This window comes from Streptomyces sp. NEAU-174 (genome assembly GCF_052665095.1).
The window spans coordinates 94,022-110,948 of record NZ_JBQTCE010000008.1 but is presented as its reverse complement, the minus strand read 5'-3'; the positions used below and the strand labels follow the sequence as shown (position 1 = coordinate 110,948).

17 protein-coding genes and 1 tRNA gene are annotated in these 16,927 nt (G+C 66.2%); 6 read left to right on the top strand and 12 right to left on the bottom strand.

The annotated features are described in order from the left end of the window. Positions 1–10 precede the first annotated feature (10 nt). Positions 11–84 (top strand) — tRNA-Ala (locus ACT2CW_RS23755). Positions 85–167: 83 nt separating this feature from the next. Here the strand turns inward: ACT2CW_RS23755 and ACT2CW_RS23750 are convergent. The 7 genes from ACT2CW_RS23750 to ACT2CW_RS23720 form a co-directional block, all read right to left on the bottom strand. Further along, a complete protein-coding gene (locus ACT2CW_RS23750) occupies positions 168–1,391 on the bottom strand; it encodes a site-specific integrase (RefSeq protein ID WP_445518197.1) in 1,224 nt (407 codons plus the stop codon). Continuing rightward, a complete protein-coding gene (locus ACT2CW_RS23745; RefSeq protein ID WP_405539136.1) occupies positions 1,388–1,597 on the bottom strand; it encodes an excisionase family DNA-binding protein in 210 nt (69 codons plus the stop codon). The genes ACT2CW_RS23750 and ACT2CW_RS23745 overlap by 4 nt, the downstream gene beginning before the upstream one ends. A gap of 92 nt (positions 1,598–1,689) precedes the next feature. Continuing rightward, positions 1,690–3,153: a replication initiator gene (locus ACT2CW_RS23740; protein ID WP_445518196.1), complete on the bottom strand. Its 1,464-nt coding sequence runs from the start codon at positions 3,151–3,153 to the stop codon at positions 1,690–1,692. Between the two features lie 133 nt (positions 3,154–3,286). Further along, positions 3,287–3,955: a DUF2637 domain-containing protein gene (locus ACT2CW_RS23735; protein WP_445518195.1), complete on the bottom strand. Its 669-nt coding sequence runs from the start codon at positions 3,953–3,955 to the stop codon at positions 3,287–3,289. 41 nt (positions 3,956–3,996) lie between these two features. Beyond that, complete coding sequence (locus ACT2CW_RS23730) at positions 3,997–5,391, bottom strand: FtsK/SpoIIIE domain-containing protein (RefSeq protein WP_445518194.1); 1,395 nt, start codon at positions 5,389–5,391, stop codon at positions 3,997–3,999. Next, positions 5,388–5,591 (bottom strand): hypothetical protein, encoded by a 204-nt coding sequence (locus tag ACT2CW_RS23725; protein WP_286090990.1) that lies wholly within the window; start codon positions 5,589–5,591, stop codon positions 5,388–5,390. The genes ACT2CW_RS23730 and ACT2CW_RS23725 overlap by 4 nt, the downstream gene beginning before the upstream one ends. After that, the gene (locus tag ACT2CW_RS23720; RefSeq protein ID WP_286090989.1) at positions 5,588–5,926 is read right to left on the bottom strand and encodes an SCO3933 family regulatory protein; all 339 of its coding nucleotides are present in this window, start codon (positions 5,924–5,926) and stop codon (positions 5,588–5,590) included. The genes ACT2CW_RS23725 and ACT2CW_RS23720 overlap by 4 nt, the downstream gene beginning before the upstream one ends. A 143-nt stretch (positions 5,927–6,069) precedes the next feature. Here ACT2CW_RS23720 and ACT2CW_RS23715 point away from each other — a divergent pair, with 143 nt between their 5' ends. Then, entirely contained in the window at positions 6,070–6,510 is a 441-nt protein-coding gene (locus tag ACT2CW_RS23715) for a GntR family transcriptional regulator (RefSeq protein WP_286090988.1), read from the top strand. A 78-nt stretch (positions 6,511–6,588) separates the two neighbouring features. Next, positions 6,589–7,059, top strand: coding sequence for a MarR family winged helix-turn-helix transcriptional regulator (locus ACT2CW_RS23710; protein WP_445518193.1), 471 nt, complete (start codon positions 6,589–6,591; stop codon positions 7,057–7,059). Between the two features lie 1,327 nt (positions 7,060–8,386). On the opposite strand, the gene ACT2CW_RS23705 is transcribed toward ACT2CW_RS23710, so the two are convergent. Then, positions 8,387–8,758, bottom strand: a complete 372-nt coding sequence (locus tag ACT2CW_RS23705; RefSeq protein ID WP_445518192.1) for a DUF6415 family natural product biosynthesis protein — start codon at positions 8,756–8,758, stop codon at positions 8,387–8,389. A gap of 664 nt (positions 8,759–9,422) precedes the next feature. Here ACT2CW_RS23705 and ACT2CW_RS23700 point away from each other — a divergent pair. Next, on the top strand, positions 9,423–10,247 hold the full coding sequence (locus ACT2CW_RS23700; RefSeq protein ID WP_445518191.1) for a transcriptional regulator: 825 nt from the start codon (positions 9,423–9,425) through the stop codon (positions 10,245–10,247). On the opposite strand, the gene ACT2CW_RS23695 is transcribed toward ACT2CW_RS23700, so the two are convergent. Beyond that, entirely contained in the window at positions 10,228–10,887 is a 660-nt protein-coding gene (locus ACT2CW_RS23695) for an HAD family hydrolase (RefSeq protein ID WP_445518190.1), read from the bottom strand. The genes ACT2CW_RS23700 and ACT2CW_RS23695 overlap by 20 nt on opposite strands. Positions 10,888–11,022: 135 nt before the next feature. Beyond that, positions 11,023–11,505, bottom strand: coding sequence for a hypothetical protein (locus tag ACT2CW_RS23690; protein WP_445518189.1), 483 nt, complete (start codon positions 11,503–11,505; stop codon positions 11,023–11,025). An 872-nt stretch (positions 11,506–12,377) separates the two neighbouring features. Between ACT2CW_RS23690 and ACT2CW_RS23685 the strand changes: the two genes are divergently transcribed. After that, a complete protein-coding gene (locus ACT2CW_RS23685; RefSeq protein ID WP_445518188.1) occupies positions 12,378–13,718 on the top strand; it encodes an adenylate kinase family protein in 1,341 nt (446 codons plus the stop codon). Between the two features lie 486 nt (positions 13,719–14,204). Here ACT2CW_RS23685 and ACT2CW_RS23680 read toward each other — a convergent pair whose 3' ends face one another. Then, entirely contained in the window at positions 14,205–14,702 is a 498-nt protein-coding gene (locus ACT2CW_RS23680) for a Dps family protein (RefSeq protein WP_445518187.1), read from the bottom strand. Between the two features lie 439 nt (positions 14,703–15,141). Between ACT2CW_RS23680 and ACT2CW_RS23675 the strand changes: the two genes are divergently transcribed. Next, positions 15,142–16,308 carry a trypsin-like serine peptidase gene (locus ACT2CW_RS23675; RefSeq protein ID WP_414084763.1) on the top strand — a complete coding sequence of 389 codons (1,167 nt, stop codon included), beginning with the start codon at positions 15,142–15,144 and terminating at the stop codon, positions 16,306–16,308. A 73-nt stretch (positions 16,309–16,381) separates the two neighbouring features. On the opposite strand, the gene ACT2CW_RS23670 is transcribed toward ACT2CW_RS23675, so the two are convergent. After that, positions 16,382–16,927 (bottom strand): GNAT family N-acetyltransferase, encoded by a 546-nt coding sequence (locus ACT2CW_RS23670; protein WP_445518186.1) that lies wholly within the window; start codon positions 16,925–16,927, stop codon positions 16,382–16,384.

Here is a 16,927-nt window from a genome sequence, read left to right as displayed (position 1 = left end):
CTCGTTGCAAGGGCCTGTGGCGCAGACTGGTAGCGCACCTCGTTCGCATCGAGGGGGTCAGGGGTTCAAATCCCCTCAGGTCCACCGCAGCTCAAAGCCCCCGCCGGGGAAACCTGGCGGGGGCTTTTTCGTGCCGTACAGCAGCGAAGTACAGCAACTACTTCCGACTACTTCCGATCTTGCTTGCCCAAGTGCTTGCCGAGCCTCCGCAGCGCCTTACGGGTGGCCTCGGACGGTACGTGCGTGTAGATCTCCATGGTCACCGCGATCTTGCTGTGCCGGAGGATCTGCATCGCGATGCGCGGGTGTACGTCGAGCGCGGCGAGCAGCGATCCGCAGGTGTGACGGGTGTCATGCAGCCGGATCCGGCGGATGCCCGCCTTGGAGGTCCGATCGGCGAACGAGCGGTTGAAGTTGCGCGGCTCGATCGGGGTCCCGTAGCGGGTGGTGAACACGAAGTCCGAGTCCGTCCACAACTCTCCGGCCGCTTGCTTGGCCGCTTCCTGCTCCTTCCTGCGCACCTGGAGAGCGGTGACACAGATCGCGGGCAGCGGCAGGACGGCCGTTGAGGCTTCGGTCTTGGTCTCGTCGTGCACCAGGCGCCGCTGGATGCGCTGGAGCTGGAGCTGCACGGTCACCTCACCGGCGTCCAGGTTGACGTTCTGCCAGGTGAGCCCGAGTACTTCGCCGCGCCGGAATCCCAGGACGAGGATCAGTACGTACGCCGCGTAGAGCGGATCACGGGCGGTGCTGGCCGCTTCGAGGAACTTCCGGGCTTCCTCCACGGACCAGGGGTCACGCTTGACCTTCCGCGCGGACCGCACCTTGACCAGTCCCGCGACGTTCTTCGAAATCAGCTCTTCCGTCATGGCGTTGGTGAGCGCGGAACGCAGGACGGCACGGGAGTCCTGGACCGTACGGCGGGAGGGGACCTGATCGCAGCATCGGCCGACCGCGCAGCAACGAGGCTCTTCGCGCCGGGCATCCTTGCCCTGTGCGCAGCACTGGCACTGTTCGAGCAGATCGTTGACCCATGTCCGGACGTCCCGCACGGTGAGCTTGTCGATGCGCTTATGGCCGATGCCGGGTGCGATGTAGAGCCGGACGTGCATCGCGTAGGTCTCGGCCGTCTTCGGCTTCAGATCGGGCTCCACGACCTCCCGCAGCCAGTACGTGAGGTACTGCTGAAGCGTCGGCGCACTGGTGGTGACAGGCCCCTTCTTCGCTTCCGCGTGGAGCTTGATCCACTTGTCGTGAACCTCGGTCCGCGTCTTGCCATAGACGTACTTGCGCTTCTTCCTGCCGTCCGGGGTGGTGACCCAGGCGTAGGCGGCAAAGCCGTTCTTGTAGGGGTAGATGGACCCTTCGCCGTTGCCGCGCTTGCCGCTCATGCGGACCACCTCTCGGTGCCGTCCTGGGCACAGCGGTTGACGTACTCGTCGACCCAGGCCGGGAGGATGCGCCGGTTACGGCCGATCTTGACCGAGCGGATCTCGCCGGTCAGGACGAGCATCTTGGTCTTGGACAGCCCGAAGCCGAGCATCTCGGCGACCTCGGCCGTCGTGTGCCACTTACGCGTTATCGCGGTCGGGGTCATCCGGTGCGTTTTCCTTCCGTTCGGGGGGAGGGGACGGGCGGTCATGGCCTCGGGGGCGGTCAGGGCTGTGTGTGTCGTTGGCAGGCCCGTGCTCACAGCCAGGGGTCCCCTTCTGCTTTGCGGCGGTTGGCGTGGTCGCGTGCTTGGGCGATGTCGTGGCGTACCTGGGCGGCGAGGAGTTCTTCGCCGGGGCTGTAGCCGGAGGCCAGGTATTGCCAGTGGGAGACGACGAGGGTGGTTTCCTCGTCCAGCTCGGGCCGGTCCTCTGCGGTGCGTGCTTGTTCGGTGCGCCAGGTGCGGCGGGTGTCGCGGAGTGCGCTGAGGGTGGTGGAGTAGCGGCGGGATTTGCTGGAGAAGTGGCCTCGGAAGCCGAGCATGTGGGCCCACTTCCAGAGCTTGAGTTCGGCGAATTCGGGGAGGTGGCCGAGGTTCCATGCGGTGCGGATCATCTGGCGGACGTGGCTGTGCACGGGCAGGTCCGCGATGGGCTCGGTCTGGCCGGTGCCCTCGCACTCGTCGCACAGGTCGCGGAAGCCGTCGGGGCCGCGCTGGTAGCCGCGCCCGGCGCAGTGAGGGCAGCGCAGGGAGCGATCCACGGTGCCGGAGTCCTCAGCGCTCTTGGTGGCGTACTTCGCGACGTAGGTGGCCACCTTCTGATCAGTCAGTTCTCCGTCGCCCAGGGCGGCGATCTCGCGGATGTCGAGCTGATCGCCCCACCGGAGTTCGCGTTCACCGATGGCTTCGGAAGCCGCAGTGAGCACGACCCGCCCATGTGCTGTTTTGACTGCGTGGGTGAGCGCGTCGGCGGTGGCCCACCGGGGCGGAGGCTCGTTGCTACCCTCAGGACCATCCAGACGGATCACGGCATGGAAGTGGACCAGGCCGCGCCGCTGGTACTCGGCGACCTTCGCGAAGGAGACCCGCAGCGCCGCGTTCAGCGCCTTCTGCGTCATGCCAAGGTGGGCGGCCAGCTCGCGGCGGAGGTAGGTGGTGAAACGGGCCCACAGGGCTCCGGCGTGGGCGTTCCAGAGGACGGCTCCGGTGTAGTCGTAGGTGGCCGGGGACAGCGGGGTGCCCAACGCGGGGTCATCGGCCGGATGGCGGGTGCCGCAGCGGCAGGCCAGGTTCTCGCCCGCCTCCGTGGTGCGGCGGTTGTGCACCGGCCCGAACGACGGAGCGGTCAGCGTGACGAACAGGCGCGGGTGCGTGCGCACGGTCTCCGGCACGCTCTTGCCGCCCGAGAGCCCGGCCCGGATCAGGTGGTAGGTGTCGGCCGCGTACAGGCGCGAGCAGGACGGGCAGCGCGAGGAACGGCGGTTACCGCAGGCGGTCAGCAGCCGCCCAGTGGGTTCGTCAGCGGTGCTGTACGCACGGACAACGGTGCCGCTTGCTGCGTCGCGGGTCTCGGTGGAGCCGACGAGCTGAACCGGTCGGGTGCAACCGCGGATTCGGCTGATCTGGTCTTGGACGCGGTCGAAGTCGGGGAGGTGGGCGAGGTGAATGAGGTCCCGCAGGGCCAGGCTCGCCACGTGGCGCAGGTCCAGAGGGGCTTTCACGGGTGAGGCGTCCTTTCGGGGAAGAGGGGCCCCGGGCAGCACTGGGCCAGGGGTGCGGGTGCTGCTCGGGGCATGACGAATCCGGCCCGCTCGGGGCGGGGGGTTCTGGATTGCCGGGACGGCCGGCACGGGGTCAGAGCTGGGCGTGCGCGGCGGTGGCCAGCGGCAGTGCGACGCCGAGGCGGGTACGGAGCTGAGCCGGGGTGATGGGCTCGCCGTGTTCGGCCCGGTAGGTGTCGGCGATGGTGCGGGCCGCGTTCAGCAGCGGCACGGGCACGGTGACCGCCGGGGAAGTCTCCGGCTTCGGCGCGACCGGGGACGAGACCGGTTCGAGGGCCGGGGCCTTCTCGACCGGAGCGGCAGACGCGGCCGGGGCCGGTGCCGGGGCCGGGGTGGTGTGGGCGACGGTGTGGAAGTGGCGCAGGAGTTGCGGGCCGACGGCTCCCCAGCCCAGGAGGAGGAGCGGGGCGACCGCGTCCACGGCAGCCCGGCCGTAGTGCCCGGCCACGATCGGCTCGGCGACGTTGAGTGCCAGGGTCAGCAGCCCGGACACGTGCATCAACCGAGTAGCGCCCTTGATCTGCTCCGCCGGGACACCTCGCAGGGACAGATACCGCAGGGCGACCAGGAGGCCGACGACGGACAGGTCCACCATCGGCGCGATCAGCGGTGCGATGGGGCCGGGGACGCCGAGGCGCAGGGCCAGGGCCCAGACGTTGCCGAAGGAGAAGACGAAGGCCAGGGCCGCGATGATGCCCATGATCACGGTCACGGTGCGCTGAGTGATCCGGTCCTCAGACATAGAGGATTCACCTCCTTTCGGGTGTCGAGCGAGCGGGACGGTCAGGCTGCTTCGGCCTCCCCCTTGATCAGCGCGTCGCTCTTCCACAGGGCCGAGGACGCCAGTTCTTCCAGCAGTTCGGCGGGGTCGCGGGTCAGGTGCGCGGTGTCGGTGGCGATGCGGGCAGCGTCCGCGTCAGCGACGTAGGGGGTGCGGATGCGGGCGAAGCCGGGGCGGCCCTGGTGCGCCATGGCGGCCACGCCGACATAGGCAGGGTCCTGGAGTGCGGTTGGGCTGGCGTCCGGCCAGTTGCGGATGTCTTCCCCCAGCGCGACCACGGCCGCTTCGGCGGTCTTCTGAGCGAAGGACAGGCCCACCGGGCACACGTCCCGGATGAAGGTGGGGATGGCGTCCCCGGTCGCCTTCTGCGTCGCGATGATCACCAGGATGCCGACGTTGCGGCCCTTCTTCACCAGGTCCTCCACCAGCCGCGCGTTCTCAGCCGCCAGCGCGGCGAGCTTCTTCGTCCGCGTGTCCGACCCCTTGTAGTCACGGAAGTAGGTGTGCGCCTCGTCCACGATGAGCACGGTCAACGGCCAGGCCGCCGAGGGCCCGACGTGCCACATGTTCTTCACGCCCAGCAGGGCACGGATGGACGCCGACCGGTCCCGTCGCAGCTTCACCAGCCGCGTGAAGAGCGCGTTCGCCTCTTCCAGATCGTCACCGACGAACGCGAAGATCCGCTCGGCTAGGTCGGCGTAGTCGCCCTCATGGGATGAGGTCACCTTGCCGTCCGCCACCGCGTACTGCACCGCATCGGACGGCGCCGTATCGCAGATGAACCGGTTGACCAGAGACGTCTTACCGAAGCCGGGCAGCCCCGCCACGGTCACGCCCGGCACGTTGGCCAGGCTCACGCTCACCGGCAGCGCGTACTCATCCACGCCCAGATCCCACACCGCCAGATCCTCCGGCACCGAGCCGGTAGGGGTGTGCTCGGTGGGGACGATCAGCGGATCAACCCGCACCCCACGGATCACCAGCTGTCCCGGCTTGTCCGGCAGGACCGAAACCCGCGTGCACCGCCATGCATCGGCCAGGTACGGGGCCGCCCGCTGGAACTCCGCCAGCCCCACCTTCGGCAGGCACACCGCATGCACCAGCACCCCGTACCGGTCGGCCATGACCCGGATCTTCGGGGTCAGGACCCGGGGCTTGGGCACCTTGCCGTCCGGCGCCACGATCACCGGGGGCGTCTTGTCGGTCACCGACAGCCCGACCATCGGAGCGAGCCGACGCCAGCGTCGCCGTACGCCGATGGCTTGCCGCATGCTGGCTCGCGTCATCTTGTCGGCACGCACATAGCGCACCAGCCACCACAGGGCCCATATGCCGATCAGGGCCAGGGCCGCCCCGGCAACAGCCGGGGCAGACCCGATGACCTCTCCCACCGTCACAGCGCGTCCTTGTTCGTGTAGAGGAATCGGTAGAGGGATATCCGCAGTTCCAGCAGGTCACGGCCGGATGCAAGCTTGGGGTAGCCGTGCGACTCGATCACCTTGGCCACGTCGAAGAGCAGGCCGTTGGTGAACCGCGAGTCGTCATCCCCGCTCTCCGGCGCCACCGGATAGACCGGCTCAGGGGCAGCGGCCGTCACTTGACCAGCTCCAGCGCCGCCGCCCGGTAGGCCACGCCATCGGACAGCTGACCGTTGAAGAGCCGCGCCCACGGAGTGGCGAACAGCTCCGCCACTCGCACCGGCATCCCCGGCTGAAGACCGCCCGGCAGGCCGCTCTCGGGAACGGTGATCTTCATCTGCTCGGCGCGGCCCTCTTCCATGAGGAAGACGGTCAGGGTGTGCAGGGTCTCCCCGGTGTCGCGGTCGGTGGCGACCTCACCCGTGTTCGGGTCCTTCACCTTCGGCACCGGGAGGGTGCCAACGATGAACTGAGTGGAGGGCAGCAGCCCCACGCGTATACGGGTCATAGCCATGCTCGAACTCCCTTTCGTGGCCGACCGCTTGTGCGATCGGGCCACAACTATGACCTAGCCAAGCTAGCTAGGTCAAGCGGGCTAGCTATGAGGGTTCAGGGGTCTGGGTGTGTTAGGTGAGCTAACCCGGCTACCCTTGGACCATGACGCCGTCGACGCACGACGCCCGCCCGCCGTATCAACAGGCAGCCGAGGCCATCCGGGCCGAGATCAAGGCGGGCAAGCTCAAGCCGGGGGAACAGCTCCCCTCGCACCGCGAGCTGCAAGAGCGGTTCGGTATCGCCAACATGACCGCCCGCAGCGCCCTGCGCGTTCTCCGCGAAGAGGGCTTGATCTACACCGTGCAGGGGCGCGGCAGCTACGTAGCCGACGTGATCGGCCCCGGCGGCGAACTGATCGAGGCCAAGCGCTACACGCCTCCGCAGACGACGGCCGGAACGGTTGAGGTCCCGGCGAGCGCAGAACCCACCGGGACCATCACCGAAGCACTCCTAGAGGTCCGGGACCAGCTCCGCACCTTGAACGCGGAGGTGCAGACCCTCAAGCGGGAAGTCGCCGAACTGAAGTCGCGGCAGGGTTCGTAGATCACCCCTTCAAGTCTCGTCGGCGAAGTCGATCGACCGTTGACCTCAACTTAGGTTGAACTTCTAGCGTATCCAGTCATGGAAACCGAACCCGAACACCTCGATGTCTCGGCCCTGGCTGCCCAGCCCGTCGCCTATTGGACATGGGCTACCACCCGTGCGCTTCTCCAGCATGTCCGCAGCTCATTAGCTCGGGTAGACGTCACACAGCAGCAGTGGTGGACACTCAACTATGTCGATGCCGCCGAAAACGGCCTTACACGGGCGCAAATCTGCGCCCGACTGGACGCGTTCCTCGACGAGGTGACCCCCGAAGACATGGGCCACGCTGTTGACAGCCTCCTCCACCGCGGATGGCTCGCTGCTGACGAGGCCGATCGTCTGAGCCTCACGGGCGCTGGGCGAGACGCCAAGGTTCGGATCAAAAGCCTCGTTGCCGAACTGCGCTCGGAGATCCACGAAGGCATCGCAGACAGAGATTATGCGGCCGCCCTCACGATCCTCCAGCGCATGATTCGCAATGTCGGCGGTACGGCGACGCCGCGTTAGCACCGAGAACCACGGCTACCCTGCCAAGGAGTGGTCGTGACCACTGCGTCCGGTGGGTCGTGGGTGACCTGCCGGACACGGCCTAATTTCTTCCACTTGCGCACGTATCTCCTCCAGCTCACCGCGCAGGCGCTCAGCCATGGCCGCGATCTCGGCCAGCAGCGCTCGCTCCTGCTCGGTCAGCACCAGTTCCCCGTTATCGTCTGCGCGTTGGTCGCGCGCATCCCGCATTGCGATCCTTCCGGTGCGAGCTGTTCAGAGTTTCTTTACTGGATCAAGGCGGCCCGCTCGCGCGGCCCGCTCGCGCGGCCCGCTCGCGCGGCCCGCTCGCGCGGCCCGCTCGCGCGGCCCGCTCGCGCGGGCCGCGCGCGCTGGCGGCCCGTGGCCGCCGCCCGCTCCTGTCTACCGCCCCGCTCAGCGGCGCCCCCGTGCCACTCAGCGCGCCACCCCGCACCAGCAGCGCACCTAGCGCAGTCAGCATCTGGAACAGCTCCCACAGAGCTCCTGCCGACCGCAGTGGACGCGCCGACGTAGCAACACGGCCAAGGCCACATGCCCAGTCCTGCCAGCCGTCGAGGGGCGGCTACGCGGAGCGGTTTACATGACCGGCCGTCCGCCGACTGCGGCCATCGTCGTTGTGCGCGTAGCAACGGCCAGCGGGGAGGGGAGGGGTGCCCGGCCGGGGGCATGTCGGTCGTCAGCCCCGGCTCGATGTGGCCGGCCGCCGTACTGTCGCCGTCACGGATGCGAGCGCGTGAGCAGACCGAACTGCCCGGTCCTGGCGGGCGGGGAGCAGCTGCTGCCGCGCGGTGGCTCAGGCCGTCGTGGTCGCTCCGCGTCGGTTTCCGTATCGCGGTGGCCGACCTGCGTGTCGTAGACGCTCTGGTGACCGCCACCATCGAGCCCGCCACTCCGTATCTGCCTCGCACTCGTCACCACCCCTTCGCTTCGACTGAACTCACCTGGAAATGGGCGGCGTCGAAACGAGTACGACAACCACCCCGGTACCATCGGCACCGGGGTCCTGATCACGGACTTCCCACCGGGCTACCCCTTGGCCTGCCAGGGTTTTGAGGGGTAGTCCGGTTTTGCGTTTGCGGTTGTTGTGCTGTGCGGTCCGACTCCCGGCCTCACGGATCGTCTGTTGGGCGCGAGCATGGGGAGCCGGACCGCTGACGGCGGACGGGGCAGTGTCCGCCGCTCCTGGGCGTGGTGGGTGACATCCACGAGGCGAACGGGGCGCTGTCCGCCGCGCAGTCACCACACCCAGGGAGGGCGGGAGCTGCGGGTCCTTCCCATGGGCAGCAGCTCCCGCCCGGTCTCTAGGTCACCCGTCGCTTTCCTGGGCGAGTCCGGAGTTGTTGAGCAGGAACTGACACGTGTAGCCCAGGCTCCGAACGTGCCACTCAGCCGACCGCAAGCCGGAGCCCAGCCCCTGACGCACCTCATGCGGGATGGTGTTCAACCTGCTGCGCTTCGAGTACCAGGCCACAGTGCCCCGGTTCAGACGGTCGATCCGCTTCTCTGCCAGCGGCATCAACGTATGAATGTGCCCCAGCAACGCTTTGTGCAGGTCGCGCAGTTCTTCGTACGGCGGCAGTACCGTCCGCGTCACTAAGGCGTTGACGATCGTCCTCTTGATCTCCTCGACGTCCACTTCGTCTTGCTGCTCGCCTGCGCGTTGCACCGCCGCGCTCATGGCCTTCACCCCGCATGTTTGCTGTCTGTCCGGCCTTAGACATGGTGGGGTTACAGGACGTCCCAATGAAGGCCGCTTAGAGGACTCAAAGAGGACTTCTATGGGACCTGTTAGCGAGGTCAGGAAGGTGAGGGTCCCCAAATGGGCCCTTCAAAGCTACCGTTGGCGGAGCTGACCAGCCCCATCGAAACCGTGAGGAAGTCCAGTGCCCAGGCCAGTGGGAAACGTTCGGCTCAAGGCCGCCCGGCAGGCGGCGGGATACGCGTCTCAGGAAGCGTTGGCGGAGGCCATCCGTAACACCGCTCCTCAGCTCGGCATACGGTCGTTGCAGATCAGCGTGCGCCAGGTCCGCCGCTGGGAGTCAGCGAATCCGCCATGGCCGCAGCCTGACGTTCAGCGGGTACTGACGCATCTGCTGGGCCAGTCCATCGAGGAACTGGGCTTCACCGCACCGTGGGATGGAACGAATTCGACGCGGGAGGGTGCCAGTCGACGGCCCGTCGCAGCATCGGGAGCGCCCGCGATCGGACCCGCCCCCGGACCGTTCCCCAGCGCAAGCAATGCCACGCAACCAGCCACGGTAGGCAGCGACTTCGCCGCGATCACGGCCGCTCACCGACGCCTGTACTGGTCCGTGCAGCCCTCCCAACTCCACGCCACCGTTGTGGAGCACACACGTCTGGGCACAGCGCTCATTGGTGAGACGTCCGGCCGCTGCCGTACGACCCTTGCCGCCGCACTCGCCGAGTCCTACCTTCTGGCCGGACGTATCGACTTCTTCGACCTCCAGCAGCCCAAGGCCGCGAACCACGCGTTTGTGCGTGGCCTCCAGGCCGCCGGGGAAGCCGACGACGCGCTACTGGGAGCGGCGATCCTGGCTCATACCGCGTTCATCCCAGGCTGGGAGGGCCATAGGGAAGACGCCGAAGAGCGCATGTCTGCTGCCCGTGCCTACGCCCGCAGGGGCAACGCCCCCGCGATGATGATCGCTTGGCTTGACGCCGTCGAGGCCGAGTGCATGACACGGTGCAACGACACCCGTACAGCGCTGCGCCTGATCTCCCACGCCGAAGGCGTACTGGCCGAAGGCGATACGGACGAGCCATGCCCGGTGTGGATGGACTGGTTCAGCCCCGTCCGCCTCGCCGCGTTCAAAGGCAACACCCAGCTGATAGCCGGGCACACAGCCCAGGCTCGGGCCACGCTGCTGGGAGTCCTCGACAACCTGCCCGCCGACGACGGCAAGCAGCGGACCATCATCCTCGGCGACCTGGCCGCGGTGGAGGCCGCAGCCGGTAGGCCAGAGGAAGCCTGCCGATGGGCCAACGAAGCGCTCGATCAGCTCAGCGTGACCTGGTACGCCGTCGGCATGGACCGGATACGCGACGTCCGCAAGCGGCTGCACGCATGGCGCGACGAACCGTACGTCCGCAGTCTGGACGACCGGATGTACGGCTGGGGAACGACCGTCAGTGCTCTTCAGCGCTGAGGCTGGCGACCAGCTCCGGCAGCTCGGCGAGGCTGTGAACGCGGAAGGTTGGCACCGCGACGGCGTCCGGCTCATCCCACTGGATCGTTGCCCACGGCCCACGCCGGACCAGCGCCGTCTTCATTCCCACCTTGTCCGCCGGGCGGATGTCGTTGTCCAGCCGATCACCCACGTAAAGGATCTCCTCGGCCGGGCAGGGAGCCGCGTCCGCCACATGGGAGAAGAACGCCGGATCGGGCTTGGACACGCCCCAGTCGTCGGACGTGGCGATGAAATCGGCCGGGAGGTCGAGCGAGCGCAGTATGCCCCCGGCCCGTACCGTCTGGTTGCCCGCGACACCCACCCACAGACCAGCGCCCCGCAGCGCCGTCAGCGTCGGACGCACATCCGAGTACAGGTCGCTGTCATCGAAGTGCTCGGGCTGGCCGGCCTGAGCCCGCTTCTCCCGCTCTTCGTACAGATCAAAGCCAGGGCGGAAGACCTGGAACGTCTCCCGGTAGTCCCGCCCCTGAGCGATCACCGCGCCGAACATCGCCGCGAACGTGTGCCGAGGCACCCCCAGCCAATCCGCCCACGTGCCGTACTCGCGCGTCTCGTCGACCAGGCACTCACCGACATCGAAAACCACAGCTCGGATCATGTTGAGCAGGGTAGGCCAACCGGGTCAGGCGCGGCCCATCGACTCCATGGCACAACAGGTCAGTAAGCGAGTGGTACCCGCGCCGGGACGCCTGCCCTAAGCAGCATCAACGAGCACCTTGCCCCTGGTGAACTACTATTCCCCGGTCTCCGCGTTCCGCCCCCTTCTACGTTCATCAAGCAATGCCAATTCTCCGAGTTTTTCATAATGCGGATATGGGGTCCATCCCAAGTATGCGGCGCGCGACTCAAGGAAGGGCTTTCCGTGACGCTTGTATGTCAAAGCGATTTGACTTCCCCACTCTTCGAGCACCAACTTCTCGTCCACGTATTTGCGTTCTACGTATAGACCCAGAAGGTCGAACATGGCGATAGATTCCGAGATCAGCCAGTGATCTCGTCTGTCATTGCTTGAATAGAGATTGTCGGCCGCCGTCTTGTCGATGATTAGTTCACGCAGGAGCGTGCGGCCCTCCTGGAGGCGCGGCTGCATTAATCGCTCGTTCAGTTGCAGAAATAGGTTGCGTTTTTCCAATCTCTGCGTTGTCTGCCAGACTGCTGTTGAGATGAGAGTCGCAGCTACGGCGGCCAGCATCGAAATTAAGGAGATCATGTCCATAGAGGAAGTCAAGCAGGACTCCCAAGTTCCCGCTTGCTGAATGCGTCGAAACGGTGACACCGGTCGACTCGTACACGGGATGGCGGTTAGTTCCCAGTGGGTAGTGACGGACTGGAGGCTGATGGCCCAAAGCCTGTTCTTAATGGGTCTGGGCGCGGGCCGGTTGCCCACTCAGGACACGGGACACCTTCGCGTCTATCAGTGCCTGTCGGCACGACGGGGGCCAGTCGTGGTGGTGGCAGGACTGCCAACTCATCACCGCCGTGCCGTCTTCGGCTCGCTCCCCGCTGCGGCGAGCAATTCACACTTCACACGGGGAGGGGCACGGTGGTGCTGAAACAGGCCGGCATCGAGGTGGAGCGGGGCGTCCTGGAGCAAGGCTTGGATATGGTGGCGTTCAGCAAGGTGCGACTTAGCCCATGAGGCTCGCCCACACATGATTTGAAGCCATCGTGCCGACCACACCGATGACCCAAGCAAGCAATCCTGGCGACAGAGATACGTGCACGTGTCGGCCTCCGCGAACCTCCAGTCCCTTACGCCCCACGGTCACACTCCATGCGGGCGAGATCTCTTCGTTGTTGGTCACACGTCTTCCTCTCGTTGGGGGCAGTCCTGGTCCTGGGCGCTCCAAGGCGGCGCCCTGTTGATGACTCCATCAGAGCGGTACACACCACGGATGCGCCAGGCAGGCGAACGGATCCGCAAGACAACGGACGCACCCATTGAGTACTGAACAAGCTCACCTGCCTGCCGAACATGACCACGCGCTGATCACGGTGCGGGTAGCGTCCGGGCCTGTTCGGTCGATTCCGTCGCCGTTCGGTGCTGCTTTGCTTATGCTGAGCATGCTTGTACCGATGGGGGGACTCATGCCTGCTGAAGAACGTCCGGAACTAGCGACAATCGGCGACGATGATGCCTACAGGCGAGCGTTGGCCGACTTTGCCGAGGCGCTCGTTGGACTCCATGTGGACTGCGGTGCACCTCCATTGCGGCAAGTCGAGGCGGGCGCGCGGGCAGCGGGCAGAGTGTCTCTTTCGGTGTCTGCCATCTCGGAAGCGCTGAATGGGAAGCGGCTCCCGTCGCTCGACTTCACTGCCGAACTAGTTCGGCAGCTTACTTCTAACGACGTTAACATCTTGCAGCAGTGGAATGAGCGGTGGCGCAATGTAAAGCGACTTCAGCGCAAGGCAGGGAAAATGCAACGGCGTGGTCGCCGACCTGTAAACCAGGGCGCCGCCTCCCAGGAAAGCGATACCCAACCCACGGACGGCGAACCGTTCACCTTTCAGGAATCCTCGACTCGAAAGTTGGCAGAGACCCGCACGGAAAATGAAGCTATTTTAGCGGACGCAAAAACCTACGCGGCGCAATTGATTGGTGAGGCTGAAGCAGAGGCCGCCCGCCTGAGAGCAGAAGCGCAAACGGTCCTGAAGAACACGCAAACTGTAGCGAAAATGCACCAAGAAGAGTTACAGATTCTTCTTGGTGCTGGGAGAGCTGCACTCCGGCAGCGACTACGCCAGCGAAGCTCATTGCGCATTGCTATGGTAGGCCCCCCGGGGAGCGGAAAAGGGACCCAGAGTTTTTTCCTTGCGGAAGAATTCGATGTACCTAGGGTGCATCTCGGAGATGTGTTCCGAGATAATTTGAGACGCGAAACCGCGAACGGCTTAACCGCCAAGGCGCATATAGAATCGAATAGCATTGTGCCGGATGGAATCATAGCTCCAATGATGCTTGAGCGGTTGTCGAACGCGGACGCCAGTCGCGGTTTCCTCCTCCACGGCTTTCCTCACACCCTTGCGCAGGTCGACTTGTTTACGCAGTGGCTTGAAGAAAGAGGTGAGAGGATAGATGTAGCTCTTCTCGTTGATATCCCGGAGGAGGAGGGGCTATTGCGCTACGAGGGTCGTCGAGCCTGCTCCAATGACCCTACTCACGTTTTTCACGTTCAGTTCCTCCCGCCAAGGCGATATGGCATATGCGACTCGTGCGGCGGGACTTTGATTCTTCGCAATGACGATTCGGCGCTGGTCGTCCGCAGTCGGTACGAGTTCTATCAAAGAGAAGTTATGAAGGTGATTCGCCAATACGAGTCGGAGAAAGTGCTTGTCACCATGTCGGGATTGGGCCCCGTCGCAGAGGTGACACAGCATGCTGTGAACGGTATAGCGATGAAGGTCGCTCGTATCGACGGACTCTGCTGATAGCACGAGGGGATCTGTCCGCTGACATCAACAAGGGCACACGCAGCCCCCAACCACTCACTGCGAACCACCGCCCAGCAGGGCAGTGGGTTCGCCACCAATCGGCTGCCTGAGCCAGTGGACTGACGGCAGTCGTTGACGGCAATAGGGGTGCACACCGCCGTATCGCGAGACTCGCCCGCGCACCGGGCGGGCTGGGGCGCGGCGCCGACGGGCTGATCACCACATCAGCGTGACGAACTTGTAAGGCGGAGGTCAGCGAGTGCTGTACAGCAGGGAAGTACCGCAACCACTGCAACCACCGTCGATCGACACCGGCCCCAGCCGACCGGCTGACCAGCCCAGCAGACCTCAGCGACCGCCCCGCGCGTAGTTCGCATCGAGGGGGTCAGGGGTTCAAATCCCCTCAGGTCCACCGCAGCTCAAAGCCCCCGCCGGGGAAATTCGGCGGGGGCTTTTTGGTGTCCGGTGCCCGTGTGGTGGGGATCAGGTGGAGCGGTTTTCCGCGTTGACCATCCAGGCGTGTTTCTCCAGGGAGTCGATGATCGCGTGCAGCAGGTCGGCCGTGGAGGGGTCCTCGGTGTCGACCTGGTCGTGGAGGGTGCGGAGGGTGTCGGCGGTGGCGCGCAGGCGGGCGGTGGTGAGGTCGACGACGGTGCTTACGCTCGCCTCGCCCGGCGGGAACGCGGGGAGTGTGGTGGTCGCTGCCACGGTCTCGGAGCGGCCGTCCGGGATGGCGGACAGGGCGCGCATGCGTTCGGCGATGGTGTCGGCCGACTCGCGGGCGTCGTCCACGATCTGATCCAGTTGAAGGTGGAGGTCGCGGAAGTTGTGGCCGACCACGTTCCAGTGGGCCTGCTTGCCCTGGAGATGCAGTTCGACGAGGTCCACCACGATCTGCTGCAACGCCTGGGCGAGCTGCGGCGAGGCCGTGAATCCGGCGACATCGCTCTCCGAACGTCGGGAACTCCCGGAAGCGGCCATCGTGTGTCCTCCTTCGGAAGCGCCGCGGAGCAGACCCCTGGCAACAGGAGGCCCGTGTTCGTATGCGATCAAGCCTCAAGGAGGTCTCTCCCCGTCGCCACTCCGCTTGATCCGCTCGGGTACCTAGGGGGAATGAGTACCTGGCGCGATACGGCCGTGGGCGGTCAAGCTACAGGGGGCCGCTCAGGTGACGATGGCGATGCTTGCTGGCCTCTCCCTGAGCGTTCGGGAGGCGCGGGGGAGGGTGCGATGTCATGGAATCGTGCTTACCGCGTTCGTGTTTGGTGCGGGCCGGGGGACAGGTGATGGCGCAGGCCAGGGGCACGGGCATAGTAGGTGCCCGGTCCTGTGGCTCCATGGCGTGAAAGCGCCGTAGGGCAGAGGGCGGCACAACAGATCACAGCGCAACAACTGCACCACAACAGGGGGATAAGGCTCCATGCCACTCATACGCCGTTCCACCGTGGCGGCCGCGGCCATGACCGCGCTGCTGGTGGTCTCCGCTTCGGCCTGCGGGCCCGGTGACGACGAGGCGGCTTCCTCGTCGAACTCCTCGGCCGCGTCCACCGGGCAGCAGGCCAAGGACGGGATCAAGCTGCCCGATGGCGTCCCGACGAGTCTGGACGACCTGAAGAAGTGGAAGGAGGGCGGCTGGAAGGACTGGGATAAGTGGGCCCGCAAGGCATCGGAATTCGCCAATCCGATCATCAAGAACTTCTGGCAGCCGTCCAGGATGGCCAAGGCGAAGGACTCGTCGCACACCGTCTCCACGCAGAGCGCCGGCCAGGACCAGGCGGCCACCGACCCCGAGCCGCCCGCCGTGCCGGCCAAGCAGGTTTCGCGGCCGTACCACCAGAACATGGCGCCGGTCGGGAAGGTGTTCTTCGACAGCCCCGAGGGGCCGATGGTGTGCTCCGGGACGGTCATCGACGACCCGGCCCACCCGGGGAAGTCCAACCTGGTGTGGACCGCGGGCCACTGTGTGCACTCCGGCAAGCAGGGCGGCTGGATGCGCAACATCGTGTTCGTGCCCTCGTACAACGACAACGGACTGCCGGCCGAGCAGACCCAGTCGGCGGCGCAGAACGAGGTCAGCCCCTACGGCGTGTGGTGGGCGGACTGGTCGCAGACCTCGTCCGAGTGGATCGCGAACGGCGGTAAGACCGGCGGAGTGGGATCGGCGTACGACTTCGCGGTGCTGCATCTGAAGCCCGAGAACGGCGGCGGCAAGTCGTTGCAGGAGACGGTCGGGGCCTCGGTGCCGGTGTGGTTCGGGGCGCCGTCGGCCGACCAGGTGAGCTCGATCGGCGCGTACGGCTACCCGCAGGCCCCGCCGTACGACGGGGCGAAGATGTTCAACTGCACCAGCAGGCCGGGCCGGCTGTCGTTCTCGCCCACCTCGCCGACGATGTACCGGATTGGCTGCTCGATGACCGGCGGGACCTCGGGCGGTGGCTGGTTCGTCAACCACGGCGGTAAGACGGTGCTGGTGTCCAACAGTTCGATCGGCTCGTACGGACACACCTGGCTCGCCGGGCCGCATCTGGGGGCCGAGGCCAAGGGCGTGTTCGAGGCCATCAGCAAGAAGTTCGCCGGTCGGGGCTGACCGGGGCGCAGAGGTACGAGGGGCCCGCTCCGCGTTTGGAGCGGGCCCCCTCGTCATGGGCTTACGGGAGGGCTTACGGGTGCGCGCCCGTGAGCCCATCCGTGAGGTCCGTCGTGCCCGTCGCGTCCGCCCCACCCGTGGCGTCCGTAAGGAGCTTGGCGTAGCAGCGGCTGCTCTCCTCGAAGCGGTAGACCCCGAACTTAGTCACCGGCGTGTAGCCGGACGAGGTGTACAGCGCGATGGCCTCGGGCTGTTCGGTGCCGGTCTCCAGGACCATCCGCACCCGCCCCGCCTCCCGCGCGCTGTCCTCCAGCGCCGCGAGGATCCGCCGGGCCAGCCCCCGCCCGCGCGCCGAGCGCACCACGAACATCCGCTTGATCTCGGCGTCCCCGTCCTCGTAGCCCTCCTCGTTCCGCTCCTGGCTGCGCCAGCCGCCGCTCGCGACCGGGGTGCCGTCCGTGTCGTACACGATGAGGTAGAGGCCGTGCGGCGGGTCGAAGTGGGCCGCGTCCATATGCGTCAGATCGCCCTCGCCGTAGCGCTCGGCGTACTCCACCTGCACTTCCGCGTCGAGTTTGCGGGCGTCGGGGTGATCGTAGCGAATGACTCGAACGTCCAT